Annotated in this window: 13 protein-coding genes; 11 read left to right on the top strand and 2 right to left on the bottom strand. The window is 51.8% G+C overall.

Annotation, left to right across the window (positions count from 1 at the left end):
- Positions 1-25 precede the first annotated feature (25 nt).
- The 3 genes from OXG87_16205 to OXG87_16195 are packed head-to-tail and all read left to right on the top strand — an operon-like array spanning position 26 to position 3,993.
- Positions 26-1,825, top strand: coding sequence for an arylsulfatase (locus OXG87_16205; GenBank protein MCY3871093.1), 1,800 nt, complete (start codon positions 26-28; stop codon positions 1,823-1,825).
- Positions 1,826-1,837: 12 nt separating this feature from the next.
- Complete coding sequence (locus OXG87_16200) at positions 1,838-3,121, top strand: hypothetical protein (GenBank protein ID MCY3871092.1); 1,284 nt, start codon at positions 1,838-1,840, stop codon at positions 3,119-3,121.
- Between the two features lie 17 nt (positions 3,122-3,138).
- On the top strand, positions 3,139-3,993 hold the full coding sequence (locus OXG87_16195) for a phytanoyl-CoA dioxygenase family protein (protein MCY3871091.1): 855 nt from the start codon (positions 3,139-3,141) through the stop codon (positions 3,991-3,993).
- On the opposite strand, the gene OXG87_16190 is transcribed toward OXG87_16195, so the two are convergent.
- Positions 3,990-4,838: a phytanoyl-CoA dioxygenase family protein gene (locus tag OXG87_16190; protein ID MCY3871090.1), complete on the bottom strand. Its 849-nt coding sequence runs from the start codon at positions 4,836-4,838 to the stop codon at positions 3,990-3,992. The two genes, OXG87_16195 and OXG87_16190, sit on opposite strands and share 4 nt — an antisense overlap.
- Positions 4,839-4,897: 59 nt before the next feature.
- Positions 4,898-6,055 (bottom strand): hypothetical protein, encoded by a 1,158-nt coding sequence (locus tag OXG87_16185; protein ID MCY3871089.1) that lies wholly within the window; start codon positions 6,053-6,055, stop codon positions 4,898-4,900.
- Between the two features lie 298 nt (positions 6,056-6,353).
- Here OXG87_16185 and OXG87_16180 point away from each other — a divergent pair, with 298 nt between their 5' ends.
- The 8 genes from OXG87_16180 (at position 6,354) to OXG87_16145 (ending at position 13,658) form a co-directional block, all read left to right on the top strand.
- Positions 6,354-7,616: a sulfatase-like hydrolase/transferase gene (locus OXG87_16180; protein ID MCY3871088.1), complete on the top strand. Its 1,263-nt coding sequence runs from the start codon at positions 6,354-6,356 to the stop codon at positions 7,614-7,616.
- A gap of 24 nt (positions 7,617-7,640) precedes the next feature.
- Positions 7,641-9,017, top strand: a complete 1,377-nt coding sequence (locus OXG87_16175) for a sulfatase (protein MCY3871087.1) — start codon at positions 7,641-7,643, stop codon at positions 9,015-9,017.
- Between the two features lie 2 nt (positions 9,018-9,019).
- Positions 9,020-9,262 carry a sulfurtransferase TusA family protein gene (locus tag OXG87_16170; protein ID MCY3871086.1) on the top strand — a complete coding sequence of 81 codons (243 nt, stop codon included), beginning with the start codon at positions 9,020-9,022 and terminating at the stop codon, positions 9,260-9,262.
- Between the two features lie 10 nt (positions 9,263-9,272).
- Positions 9,273-10,112, top strand: coding sequence for a hypothetical protein (locus OXG87_16165; protein MCY3871085.1), 840 nt, complete (start codon positions 9,273-9,275; stop codon positions 10,110-10,112).
- 220 nt (positions 10,113-10,332) lie between these two features.
- Entirely contained in the window at positions 10,333-10,743 is a 411-nt protein-coding gene (locus OXG87_16160) for a cupin domain-containing protein (protein ID MCY3871084.1), read from the top strand.
- A gap of 2 nt (positions 10,744-10,745) precedes the next feature.
- Positions 10,746-12,200 (top strand): arylsulfatase, encoded by a 1,455-nt coding sequence (locus OXG87_16155; protein MCY3871083.1) that lies wholly within the window; start codon positions 10,746-10,748, stop codon positions 12,198-12,200.
- Positions 12,200-12,976: a phytanoyl-CoA dioxygenase family protein gene (locus tag OXG87_16150; protein ID MCY3871082.1), complete on the top strand. Its 777-nt coding sequence runs from the start codon at positions 12,200-12,202 to the stop codon at positions 12,974-12,976. Before OXG87_16155 ends, OXG87_16150 begins: the two co-directional genes overlap by 1 nt.
- Positions 12,977-12,995: 19 nt before the next feature.
- Positions 12,996-13,658, top strand: a complete 663-nt coding sequence (locus tag OXG87_16145; GenBank protein ID MCY3871081.1) for a hypothetical protein — start codon at positions 12,996-12,998, stop codon at positions 13,656-13,658.
- Positions 13,659-13,660: the final 2 nt, after the last annotated feature.

Raw genomic sequence — 13,660 nt, 5'->3', positions numbered from 1 at the left:
TTGTTTATTGAAAGGTGGAACTGTTTTGAAAGAACGCGAATCATCGAGCCTGCACGCCGAATCACATTCCCGCCCTAATGTGATTTTGATCATTACCGACGACCAGGGGTATGGCGATCTGGGCTGTCACGGCAATCCTGTTGCCCGGACGCCGAACCTGGACAGCTTGCACGGAGAAAGTATTCGGCTGATGGATTTTCACGTCGCTCCCATGTGTACGCCTACTCGCGGCCAATTGCTGAGCGGACTTGATGCGGCACGCAATGGCGCTGTAAACGTGAGCAGCGGACGCTCGCTTCTGCGACCAGATTTGCCGACCATGGCCGATATTTTTCGGTCGAACGGTTATCGAACTGGTGTGTTTGGCAAATGGCATCTGGGCGACAACTATCCGTACCGTCCTCAGGACCGCGGTTTTGAGGAAAGTCTCTGGTTTCCATCCTCTCACATCAGTTCGGTGCCCGACTACTGGGAGAACGATTACTTCGATGATATATACTGTCACAATGGCTCTCGCGTGCGACAGGAAGGATACTGTACCGAGGTCTTTTTCAACGCGGCAAAAGCGTGGATGCAAGCGCGAATCGCGGCTTCAGAACCCTTTTTCACTTTCCTGCCGACCAATGCCCCGCACGCCCCACTTTTTGTGCCTGCCGAAGACCGCGAGGCCATTGAGGCGGCATTTGAAGAGGATGAACACCAGTTGCCTGCACTTCCCAAAAATTTGCGAGAGAATATCATTCGCTTTCTCGCTATGATTCGAAATCTGGATACTCAGGTCGGTGCGCTTCGATGCTTTCTGCAAGAACAGGGCGTAGATAGGAATACAATCCTGATTTTTATGACTGATAATGGCAGTACTTTCGGTTCTGTTTATTACAATGCCGGGATGCGCGGTAAAAAGTGTGAGCTTTGGGAAGGTGGGCACCGGGTACCGTTTTTCTTGCATTGGCCAAATGGTAATCTGGGCGAACCCCGGGAGATTGAGGGATTGACTCAGGTGCAGGATATTTTGCCGACTTTGATCGAGTTTTGTGGGCTGGAACCGCCGGCCGAATTGCGTTTGGACGGGATTAGCCTATCTCCGGTTTTGCGGGGTGCGGAGCAGGTGCCGGAAGATCGCATGTTGACGGTGAATTACAGCCGTATGCCCGGAGAGTTGGACTACCCGACGCCCGACAGCCCGTCGTTCATAAGACGCGAGGGTGCTGCTGTGCTCTGGAAACGGTGGCGCTTGCTTGAAGGAACGGCACTGTATGATTTGGATAGCGACCCCGAACAGAATCTCGACGTTGCCGATCAGCACCCTGATATTGTCCGGCAGATGCGGGATTACCTAAATGCCTGGTGGCGTGAAGTGGAACCGGTCGCCAATCAAGTGCAGAGGATTACCATCGGCAGTGAGGCCGAGAATCCGATGACGCTGTCGGCTTGCGAGTGGCGGGATGTCTTTGTGGATCAGCAGCGGCAGGTGAGGACGGCCGTGCGGAAGAACAGTTACTGGCACCTGCTGGTTGAAGCCGCTGGTAAGTACACTTTTGAATTGCGGCGCTGGCCGAGAGAGAGCGGTCTCAAGCTGAGAGAGGCTTGCCAGGCGGCTCAATTAACCGATGGCGAACTGAAAGCGGGAATTGCGCTGCCGATTGCCAGAGCGCGTGTGCTGATCGGTGGACAATTCTACGCCAGGCCCGTTAAGCCTGACGACCAGGGTGTTGTGTTTACCGTAGATTTGGAGCCGGGTCCCACGCTTTTGCACACCTGGTTCGACGACGAGCGCAACCGGCCCATCTGCGGCGCCTACTACGTTTACGTTGAACGTCAGTGAGGGGAGAAAACCATGAAGACCATATTGTTGATGATAACCATGTTTGTAATGACCGCGGTTGCGGAGGCGACATACGTAGAAACGATGGATCCCAATGGGTTGACGATGAATCTGAAGACGGATTTCGGACTGGTTGATGATCAAGCTGAGAGCAATCAGAGTGAACGGCTGCAAAAAGCGATTGATGAGGTCTCGGCAAAAGGTGGCGGACGCCTGATCGTTCCGAAGGGGGTTTATCGTTTTGGAGGCATCAACTTGAAGTCCAATGTGCACCTGTTGATCGAGAAAGATACGGTTATCAAACCCTATTGGCCCAAAGGTACGAAGACCATTGTTTTTGGATTGGGTGCAGGGAGGAATGCCAAATCCATAGAGAATGTCAGTATTCGCGGGTTGGGCGGTAAGTTTATTGTCGATTATTCAGATCGCGGGAGTGTGGCGGGGGAAGGCATACGGACGATCAACTGCAGGAAGGTCAAAAATTTTCTGCTCTCCGATATTGACGTTAGGGATAGTTTTACCACCTATTCTGCATTCATTTTTACGCCGTCCAGGGATAGGGATGTGGAAAGCGGGGATGTCTTCAGGCCCACCGATGGTCTGGTGAGAAATCTGAGAAGCACGAATACCAGCCCGGGATACGGATTGGTTCAGATGCATGCGGGGGAGACCATCCATTTTGAAAATCTCGAAGCCATTGGCGGTGGAGTGACTTTTAGACTGGAGACGGGTGCTGGCGGGCATAACGGCGGAGTGCATGATATTACGGCAAAGAATCTATATTGTGAGAATGGCAGTACTGCGGTGTTGCTTGGACCACACAAAGCTCAAAATGGCGTTGTCAAGATCGACGGTGTGACTGTGAAGAGTTGTGCTTTCGCGGTGACGATGGGACCTGGTTATGTGGAGAAACGGAATCAGGCGGATGAGCGTTATAAACCCGGTGTGTTTGCAGATGGGACTACGGTAAAGAATATCCATGCGATATTTGGGACAAACGCGGCCATTGCACTCAAGGGGCTTGCGAATGTTCCGGAGGAATACCTGAAAGAGCTACGGTTTGATAAGAATGACAGGAAGATCAAACGGGTCAGAGGTCCCTCGATTGGGGTTGTGAGAGACCGTACGGGGGATAGTTGGCATCCGATTATTGAGAATGTGACCAGCGAGGGGTTCAAATACAACAAAGGCATTATGAGTCTTGCCGAAAAACAGCCTCGAAACTGGAAAACGCGGCTCAAAGGGCTGCCACTTCTCGACGAGATTTTGCGAAATCAACAAAAGCAGGCAGAATGAGATAAGGAGACCAGCCCATGCGACCGGTCCATTCCCTCAGCGATAGCGAACTGGGCGAACACGTCGGCAATCTCGACCGCGACGGCTATACCATTATACGGAACCAGATCGCATCCGAGTACCTCGATCCTTTGCGCGATATCGCCCAGCGTGCTGCCGATGACTATATTGCCGCCTGGCGTGGCGGGATGAAGCTGTCCGATGTGAATATCGGCGACAGGTACGGGACCCGAAAATTTGACCTGAATCCCAATGCCCGTGCCTGTTTTTTGTGGGGTGATGCGGCGATAGAATTGCTCGACCACGATACTGTTCACGCGATCAGCAAGCCTGCCCTGGGTACCTATCACTTCTCTGATCTTGTAGCCAATACCCAACGCTACAACCCCGGAAAGCAGTTTGAAGGCATCCATCGCGATTTTCGCCCCGGCCTTACCGCCAATGGCAAGCACAGGGGCCTGTGGTTCTTTTTTCTGCTCGACGGGTACACGGCGGAAAACGGTGCTACTTCGGTGATACCGGGTACTCATCGCTTTAAGGCTGACGAAGATCCCGAGGTGCCGGATTCCAACCCGAATCACTATAGCAACAGAGTCCAGGTTATCGGCGATCCCGGTGATTTGCTGGTGGTCAACGCGGCCTGTCTGCACTGCGCTGGCATGAACCAGACCCGGAAGCCACGCCGTACGTTGAATATCCGCGTGATGCAACCTGAAGGCAAATTTCACTACAATGCCTGGAAGCTGGTCGGACCCGGGCGACAGGCCAAAGCCAGTGTCCGGGTTAAGCGCTTCATGCAACCACCGGCTGACCTCGCTGCTGAACTGCGCACCGATTGGGCGATTATGCCGAGCAAGGATGAAGTGGTTTAGACGCCGCGCATGGGGTCGTTTTCTATTTTTTTGCACGCCATTTCAAACAGGTATTCGAACGGGGGGGCGATGAATTCGGCATTGGCATCGACGCCGCTTGCTTTGAATATTTTTTCACTGCTTTTATCGAAGAAGAGTGTTCGCCGTCTGACCAGCCAGCCGATGTTGTAAACAACTGCGATCATGTGGCGGTTGTGGTCGGATGGATTTGGTACGCCGCGATGCCAGAGACGCGAATCGCGGATCAGGATGTCGCCTTTTTGCAAGGTGGCCTGAATGGGTGGTGAAAAGGATCGACGATCGGCTTCTGTTTCGTCTGTTACGGGGCGCATGTCGAGGTGCGAGCCTGGCCAGATTTGTGTCGATCCGTTTTTGTCAGATGTGTCCTGGGGAAAGATGTTGATGATGAGCTGGGTTGCTGGATGGGGGCTGTTTTGCTCACCCCAGAGGTGAACGCCGTCAGAATGAAGGGGTTGAAAGGTGCTGTTTGGCGTATTGGTGTTGCCGTTGTAAAAGCAACAGTAAAATTCTGTTCCCAGCATTTCTCGTGAGATCTGAACGGCATAGGGATTGACGAGGATGTCTGAGGATAGGTATGGATCAAATGGTGGGGGTCCTTGTTGTAAATGACCCTGTACGCCACCTGCGCCACCCCATTTTTGGGCTTCAATCAGTTTTGCAGAGTCTTCGTCCATGCGCGTTTTGAGGACGTTGAGTATCGCGTGATTTACCACCTGCTCGATGATGACATAGCCGTCGTTTCGTATTGCCTCTATCGCATTTGTCAATTTGTCTTTTGCCAGTTCACCAGCGTTTTGTTCTGTTAATGTGAGCGAGATGTTCATTAATGTGTCCTTACATTTGTTCTGTGTCGCAGATTTGTTTCCTATAATGTAGATGGTGGCTATGAGTGTGTGGTGCCAAAAACGCCAGCAAAGACGAGAAAATCGGCAAAGTTAATAATACCATCGTCATTCATATCCATACGGGCATCGTAATTGGCATCTGATGATGATAATCCGAATACGCTAATGAAGGCGAGATAATCGGAAAAGTCAACATCGCGGTCGCCATCGAAATCGCCCGGATAAGAAATATGGATAGAGATCACGGCGTTGGACACATCTAATGGGTCCTGTTGTCTGTTGAGACCGGCCATTGAAGCGGTTTTGACAATGAGCGTTGTCTCTGCTTCGAGGGTATTGGTCACTTGCAAGTCAATCTGGCCGAGATAACCAGTGGCAGGCACAACAGGGGTAGAAAGCAATAGCGCGGATAGGATAGGACGACCCGATGTTGGGAACAGTGATGCACCGGTAAAATCCGTGCCCGATATATTACCGATGTAGTTGGAAAATGTCTTGCCCGGCAGGTCGAGTTCTATTTCGTAGCCATAAGTTTGTTTGCCTGCGGCCATTGGAAGAAAAAGTTGAAGTTGGATTGTATCACCAACTTTTTGTTCGGGGATAGTCAGTGTGTTGTTATATGCAACAGGCGTTTCAATTTGTGTGTCGAGGTGGAGTTGCATGCCGGCAAATTCGCCGCTTGCAATTTTATTAAACAATATAACATTTGTCGTTGTGATTACATCGCTTGATGCCAAGCTTTGAGCAAGTGTAACCATCTTAATACCAAGCGTAAACTCCCGATTAGTTACATCTGATACTGTGGTAAACTCAGCGCGTCCTATAAAACCAGAGGATGGCAATGTGACAGGCGTAGTCGTTGCGAAATTTACGCTCGTTGGTTCTGGAATAGAAAACTGAAACGCGCTGTTCTCGACTTTGTCAAGTTTCAAAATCGAAGTATCAAACTCAAATTCAATTTTCACACCAATCAGCGTTGTGGTCACACCTTTTGCGAAGACTTCAACGGCAATTTTTGTGTCCTGTCCAGAGACTGTGCCTGAAGTAACGCGGTTATCTATCTGATTGCCCGTCCCAGCATTGGCAATCAGGTCAAGCGACACCGTCGCATTGGCATTGGGGCCAGCAGAGGCTTGTCCTGCAAAGGTCAGCAACGCAAGGGTAGCAATAAACAAGAATCCGATTTTTTTCAACATTTGCAACACAAATTCCTTTATAATGAATTGGCGATCATTTTGAGCCTATCGAACGGAAGATAACCTGCTGTGCAGTTCTTCAACTTCCCTACGTTTCGCTCAGCACGCGTACCCCTTGTTGGTCAGTTATCCCTACTTTTATGTTATGCAAAGATAAATAGAAAATCAATCAGAGAATAGTGTTACTTTCCGCCCTTTCAAAGATAGATATACCGATTTTTTAAAAGTGGACTGTGATCTACTGAAGGTATATTTTAGTTGTCCCGAAATGAACAGAATTATTCCCGGTGAGGAGCGTATGGCAAGACCGAATATTGTGCTGATTATGGCAGATGACATGGGGTTTGAGTGTTTGAGTTGTTATGGGAGTACGACGTATGAGACGCCGGTGTTGGATGATCTGGCATCGCGGGGGATTCGCTTTTCGCATTGTTATTCTACGCCGCTGTGTACGCCTTCTCGCGTAGAGATTATGACGGGGCAGTACAATTTTCGGAATTACGACAGGTTCGCCTATTTGAATCCGAAAGAAAAGACGTTTGGCAATTTGTTACAGGATGCGGGGTATGCGACATGTGTTGCGGGCAAGTGGCAGTTGAGCAAGGATAATAAGATGCCGGCGCATTTTGGGTTTGACGAGCATTGTTTGTGGAATATGACGCCGCTTCCAGAAGACCCTGCACGCGTTGCCAAGGGGCGATATGCAAATCCGCAAATTGAACGCAATGGGGAATGGTTGCCGGACGATTATATCGAAGATCGGTATGGTCCCGATATTTGTTGTGATTATTTGCTGGATTTTATTGAGCGTCATCGGGATGTGCCTTTTTTTGCTTATTATCCGATGATTCTGGTTCACGCGCCTTTTGTTCCCACGCCCGATAGCCCGGAGTGGCGGGATAGAACTCGCAGGGATGAGAGGGATACGCGCTATTTTGCCGATATGGTGGCGTATGCGGATAAGCTGGTGGGGCGGATTGTGGAGAGGCTCGATGCGCTCGATTTGCTCGAAAATACGCTGGTGATGTTTACGAGTGATAATGGTACACATCGCACGATTACGTCCCAGCTTGAGGGCGGTGTTGATATTGTGGGCGGTAAGGGTACTATGCCCGATGCGGGCACGCATGTGCCTTTTATTGCTTTTTGGCAGGGTGTGGCACCAGAGGGCGTGGTATTAGATGATCTGGTGGATTTTAGCGATTTTTTGCCTACGCTGATGGATTTGGCCGATGCGCCCATTCCTGAGGGAATGCCGTGCGATGGGCGCAGTTTTTTGCCTCAGTTGCGGGGCGAACGGGGCGATCCGAGAGATTGGATTTTTTGTCATTACAACCCGCGTTTTGGTTTTGGTCAGGATCACGCGGGTCAGTTTGCGCGGGAACATCGGTTTAAAATTTATCACGATGGACGGTTTTACGATGTGCCAGCGGATCGGCTGGAAGAACACGATATTGTTTTGGGGCTGGGCGATGCCGATTCTGAAGCGGCGCGTGAGCGCTTGCAGAAGGTGCTGGATTTGATGCCGGAGTTCATTGATGATTATGTTCCGGGGAGATGATATTTTTTACAAATGGAGGTTTTAATGTCTGATCCACGTCCCAATATTCTCTACATTATGTCTGATGATCACACCGTGAATGCCATTAGTTGTTATAACGGATGGCTGAATGAGGTGGTGGATACACCGAATATTGACCGCATAGCTCGTGAGGGGATGCGGTTTGACAATTGTATTTGCAACAATGCGCTGTGTTCGCCGAGCAGGGCGAGTATTATTACGGGGCAATACAGCCATAAGAATGGGGTGTTGCGGTTGAATCAACCGCTGAGTGACGATCACCCCAATTTCGTGCGGCAGTTGCAGGCTTCCGGATATCAAACGGGTATTGCGGGTAAGTGGCATTTGGGGTCTGATCCGGATGGGTTTGATTATTGGGAGGTGTTGCCTGGGCAGGGTGCTTATTTTGATCCGTCGTTTACGCGCAATGGCGAGCCAACGCAGTACGAGGGATATGCGACGGATATTATTACGGATTTGTCGCTCAACTGGTTGAAGGCGCGCGATCCGGATAAGCCTTTTTTAATGCTGTGCCATCACAAAGCGCCCCATGGTTTGTGGGAGTACGCGCCCCGTCATGCGGATTTGTTCACGGATGGGGATTTGCCCGAGCCGTCGAATTTGTATAAGCCGTTTGACAAGGTGTCCAGCGCGTTGGAGAATCACCACCGCACGATGCTCTCGCAGGCCGAGCGGATGGATGAGGGCGTTCGAGGAAGAGCGTGGCCCACCGGACGGTTGGATACGACGGGGATGAATACGACGGAGAAGATTCACGCGGCTTATCAGAAGTATGTGAAGGATTATTTGCGGTGTATTGTGGCGATTGATGAGGGTGTGGGGCGGTTGCTGGATTATCTGGATGAGGAGGGGTTGACGGAGAATACGATTGTGGTATATACTTCTGACCAGGGTATGTTTTTGGGCGAGCATTCGTATTTTGATAAGCGGTTGATTTTGGAGGAGTCACTGCTCATGCCTTATGTGATGCGGTATCCAGGGGCGATTGCACCGGGTTCGGTGAATGAGGATATTGTGGTGAATGTGGATTTTGGTGCGACGTATCTCGATTTTGCAGGGTTGCAACCCGATGCAGAGGTGCAGGGCAGAAGTTTTCGCGCGCTGTGCGAAGGGGAGACGCCAGAAGATTGGCGGCAGTCGGCTTTTTATGCGTATTGGGATGGGCCGACGAAGCACTATGGCGTGCGTACGCAAGACTATACGCTCGCAGTACATCGAACCGGCGAGCGCGATTTGTTCGATTTGGAGAAGGATCCTCTGGAGATGACGAGTGTGTACGGCGATCCGGCGTATGCCGATGTGCAGGCAGAAGTAGAAGCAGATCTGGCGCGGTTGATCGAGGAGATCGATATCAGTGCGGAAGAATTGCCTCAGGAGTGATGATGTTGGATGAACGAGATATTGTGATAGCAGATGAATGGGATGCGGGACACATGGGGTGCGGCGAGGTTATTATTTTACTCAGAATGCGGATGCAAAAGCTCGAGGAGGGCGAGGTTTTGAAGCTTACGGCGTATGATCCGGGCGCGCCTGTTGATTTGCCCGCCTGGTGTCGCATGACTGGACGGCGGATGGTTCGCGCGGATCACCCGTTTTACTGGATAGAACAGAAACCAAAAGAGTAAAGGAGTAAAAGTGGCTGGAAAATTCTGTGTTAGTTTGACTTGTGCGAAGGACGATGCGGTCGTGCTATTTGGAACTACCGAACGGATTGAGGCTGAGATGCCTCAGTGCCTGCTCCGGGTTGCTCGTTTTCGTGGCGTTGATCGCACGGATTTTCTCGACAACCGACAGTTTCGCGGCAACGCTTTCACCTTGCTTACAAGGGCAGAGCGTTTTATGATCGAAAATTTACCTATAGCGGGGCGCATCATCCCAAATCTCTTCGAGCGGGTAGATGAGCCGCTCTATCCGCCAGTCGCGCTACGCGAGGCATTGGCGAACGCACTATGCCATCGGGATTACTCAATCGGCGGTGGCTCGGTGGCCGTGGCGATATACGACGACCGCCTCGAGGTGACTTCGTCCGGTTCGCTGCATTTTGGGTTGACTGCGGAGAAATTGTTTGAGACGCACGAGTCGCTGCCTTGGAATCCCTTGATCGCTGGTGTATTCTACCGACGGGGCATTATTGAGCAATGGGGACGCGGTACGATCAAGATGGCGGAACTGACGACATCTGCCGGTTTGCCGCAGCCTGAGATTGAGGATGTGTCCGGTTGTGTGACGGTGCGCTTTCGCCCCAGCCAATATGTACCCCCCCAGCGCGTGGGACGAGATTTGACCGAGCGGCAACAGGCGATTCTCGCTATGCTGGATCCGGCAGGCCAGGGTCTGGCACTGCGCGAGATATATGCCCAGATGAAGTTGCAGGCCAGCCAAAGGCAGGTGCGGGAAGATTTGGCTATTCTGAGGATGCTTGGGCTAGCGGTGTCCAAAGGTCGAGGACGAAGAGCACGGTGGAATCGTTTGTAACTTGAGGTGTTGGCTCAAGTTTGGCTTAATCTGGCTAATTAATGGCTTATTCTCGAACTACCTGATAAAACTATTTGTAAATAAAAGGTTTGGCTAATTCTGGCTAATTCTGGCTAATTCTGGCTAATGAACTGCTGTCTCAGTTGTACCCCGCTCCTGGTTTATTTGGTCTTACTGAGTGCGACAAAGAAATATCAGATGGTATTGCAAGGAGTGAGCGATGTCAAAATCCGATGTGCTCAGGTTTATCTCACAAGGCGATGTGCAGGTGGAGGAATTGCCGTGGGGACCGCACGAGTGGATCAGTCGGGAGGGATTGACCGAGGCGGATCATTTGTTGCTGGTGCGGGTGACGATGCCGCCGGGCAAGGCGCATGCGTTTCATCGCCATCCGTGTATGGAAGAGATTATTTACGTGGTTGCGGGGACGGCGGAACAGTGGGTGGATAGGGATTCGCAAATTCTGGGTCCGGGAGATGCTGCGCATATTCCGATGGATATGGTGCACGGGACGTATAATGCCGGGGATGAAGATCTGGTTTTTCTGGCGATTTTGTCTCCCGCTAAGTTCGACGGTGAGGTGCTGGTCGATGTGTCGGGGGATGAGCCGTGGGTTAATATGAGAGGTTAGAGATGCCTAATACACGTCCGAATATTGTTTATATCCTCGCCGATGATATGGGCTATGGCGATGTGGGGTGTTATAATCCGCAGTCGAAGATCCCCACGCCGTATATGGATCGGTTGGCGCGCGAGGGGATGCGGTTTACGGATGCACATTCGCCTTCGGCGGTGTGTACGCCCACGCGATATGGTATTTTGACCGGGCGTTATTGCTGGCGCACAGAATTGAAGGCCCATGTGTTGTTCAATTACGAATTGCCATTGATTGAGCCCGAGCGCCTGACGGTGGCTTCTTTGTTGAAAAAGTGTGGCTATCACACGGGGTGTTTTGGCAAGTGGCATTTGGGTTTGGGCTGGGGTGTGAAGGATGGCGAGGTGTTTGATTTTGATCAGCCCCTGCCCTGGCCGGGTGGATCACCCGATCCGGTGGAGGAAGATAAGATCGATTTTTCAAAGCCTATTGCGGGCGGACCGATTGAACTGGGGTTTGACAGGTTTTACGGGACATCGGGTTGTTCGACGGCGCAACCGCCTTATTGTTTTATCGATCAGGATCAGACGGTGGGTATTCCGAGTGTGCAAAAGCCGATTGAGATGGCGGGTGGTCGGCGCGGGTTGATGGTTCCGGATTGGGACCACAAGGAAGCGGATCCGGCTTTTACAGAGAAGGCTGTGGCGTATATTGAGGAGCGGGCAAAGGATGAAGATACGCCCTTTTTTCTCTATCTGGCGGCTTCTGCGCCGCACGAACCGTGTACGGTCGAATGTGTGCCGGAGTTTTTGCGCGGTGCGAGTGAGGCGGGTCCCCGGGGGGATATGGTCGCGCTGGTTGACTGGATGGTGGGGCAGGTGATGGATGCGCTGGATCGCTGTGGGTTGGCGGATAATACGCTGGTTATTGTGACGAGTGATAATGGTGCTTTGCCGGGCTGTAATGGGCGCACGTATGGTCACAAGTCCTGTGGTGATTGGCGCGGTTTTAAGGGGTTTATCTGGGAGGGGGGACACAGAGAGCCGTTTATCGCGCGCTGGCCGGGTGTTGTTGCGCCCAATTCGGTTTGCGATGCGCTGGTCGGGTTGCAGGATTTTATGGCGACTGTGGCGGATATTGTGGAGGAGACGCTTCCAGAGGATGCGGGGGAAGATAGTGCGAGTTTTTTGCCCGCGTTGATGGGGGAGAACGAGTCTGTTCGGGATGATTTGATACACCATTCCTGCATGGGGGTGTTTTCGATTCGGCGAGGGGATTGGAAGTTGATTGTCGATTGTGATAATTCCGGAGATATGGGGCGCGGCGTGGATGGGTGTGCGGGCGCGGATCCCGTGCCGGGGTCAAGGGGTCAGCTTTATCATATGGGAGATGATCCGTTTGAGTCGTATAATAAGTTTGGCAGAGAACCGGGTATTGTGTGCGAATTCAGGGAGATGGTCGAGCGGTATATCGCCGATGGAAGGAGTGTGTGATGGCGTATTTAACGGTTGATGATAAAGAGGTGTTTCGGGAGAAGGGCTATGTGATTAAACGCGATGTGGTGACGCCCGAGCAGATGGAAGCCGCGCGAGATGTGATCTGGGATCATTTGCCGGTGGATCGCAATGATCCTTCTACGTGGGTTGGGAAAGAGGGGTCTCAGGGGATGGATGGTCACGCGGCGTTTCACGCGTTGATTTACGATTCGCCGCTGTACAGTATAGTTGAGGAGTTGGCTGGGAAAGGGCGTTTGGCGCCTTTGCATCCACCAATTACGTCGGCGAATTTGCGATTTCCACAGGGTGGGGAATGGGTAGGTCCCAGGGGTAATCATATGGATGGGCACGGGCTTGGCAGCGGCGTTGTAAATAATTGGACGGTGGGTATTACGCTGTATCTCAATGATGTGAAGCCCCAGGGCGGGGGTACCTGCGTGTGGCCGGGGACGCATAAACACATGGCGGATTATTTTAAGACCCATTCGCGGGTGAGTCTGGGTAAGAAGTTTTACGATTTGCCGATTTACGAGGGCGAGCCGCGTTCGACGAGGCCGCTGGAGATTCTCGATTGGGATGAAGCGGATTATGAGGAGATTTCTGGACCGGCGGGGTCCGCGATGCTCTGGCACAGTCATTTGATTCACAGCGCGAGTATGAATTGTAGCGATGAGATTCGCATGGCGATTATTACGCGTTTTCGATGGACGAATTGGGATGATCTGAAGTTTGAAGATCCCGATGATATGTGGGCGTATTGGGAGGGGATGTAGAAATGTAAGGAGGTTTGTTTTGCGTTTGTGTTTTGATCCTGTTATGTGTCCAAAAGCCGTGTTGCCCGCTGCCTTGAAGATTGCAAAGGCAGCGGGTTTTGATGCTATGGTGTTGCATTGTGCGTTTACGGCGAGTTCGCCTTTTCATCCAGATGCGTCGGTGCGGATGATTCGCGATTATTTCGATGATGCGGGTGTGGCGTTGATGGGATTACATGTGCGCGATGATCCGGGTTCTAATTTTCGGCAGGTTGAGTGGGATATCCATCTGGCGCGGGCGCTGCGCTTGCGGTGTGCGAGTTTTCTCAGTGGTGCGCGTTCCCGCGAGGCGCGCGAGGCTCTGGTGAGCGGTGTGCATGCGTTGCTTGAAAATATTCCCGATGTGACGCTGAATATCGGGAATGGGGTGGATACGTGTTTGGAGAATGCGGCGGATTTTGATGTTTTGATGCCCGATTTGCCCGAGCGCGCACATATCTGGCTCAATGCGATGGATGTTGATAACGCTGTGGGGATTGTGGATAAGTATGTGGAGCGCATGGGTATGGTGACGATTGGGGAGGATGATGTGGATGTGGTCCTCGCGCTCAAGGCGAATGGTTATGATGGTCCTGTGGTGCTCAATGCCACGGGTGGTTCTGTGGCGGATCTGCGGGTGAGGGTAGAAGGGGTTTTAACATGAGG

This window comes from Gemmatimonadota bacterium, from assembly GCA_026706845.1.
Lineage (GTDB): Bacteria > Latescibacterota > UBA2968 > UBA2968 > UBA2968 > VXRD01.
Note: the sequence above shows the minus strand (reverse complement) of the source record. Positions and strands in the feature narration are given on the sequence as shown.

Excerpts from the sequence above, each read along its gene's own strand:
- OXG87_16200 (MCY3871092.1), top strand. The coding sequence starts at position 1,838 with ATGAAGACCATATTGTTGATGATAACCATGTTTGTAATGACCGCGGTT.
- OXG87_16195 (MCY3871091.1), top strand. The coding sequence starts at position 3,139 with ATGCGACCGGTCCATTCCCTCAGCGATAGCGAACTGGGCGAACACGTC.
- OXG87_16190 (MCY3871090.1), bottom strand. The coding sequence starts at position 4,838 with ATGAACATCTCGCTCACATTAACAGAACAAAACGCTGGTGAACTGGCA.
- OXG87_16185 (MCY3871089.1), bottom strand. The coding sequence starts at position 6,055 with ATGTTGAAAAAAATCGGATTCTTGTTTATTGCTACCCTTGCGTTGCTG.
- OXG87_16180 (MCY3871088.1), top strand. The coding sequence starts at position 6,354 with ATGGCAAGACCGAATATTGTGCTGATTATGGCAGATGACATGGGGTTT.
- OXG87_16175 (MCY3871087.1), top strand. The coding sequence starts at position 7,641 with ATGTCTGATCCACGTCCCAATATTCTCTACATTATGTCTGATGATCAC.
- OXG87_16170 (MCY3871086.1), top strand. The coding sequence starts at position 9,020 with ATGTTGGATGAACGAGATATTGTGATAGCAGATGAATGGGATGCGGGA.
- OXG87_16160 (MCY3871084.1), top strand. The coding sequence starts at position 10,333 with ATGTCAAAATCCGATGTGCTCAGGTTTATCTCACAAGGCGATGTGCAG.
- OXG87_16155 (MCY3871083.1), top strand. The coding sequence starts at position 10,746 with ATGCCTAATACACGTCCGAATATTGTTTATATCCTCGCCGATGATATG.
- OXG87_16150 (MCY3871082.1), top strand. The coding sequence starts at position 12,200 with ATGGCGTATTTAACGGTTGATGATAAAGAGGTGTTTCGGGAGAAGGGC.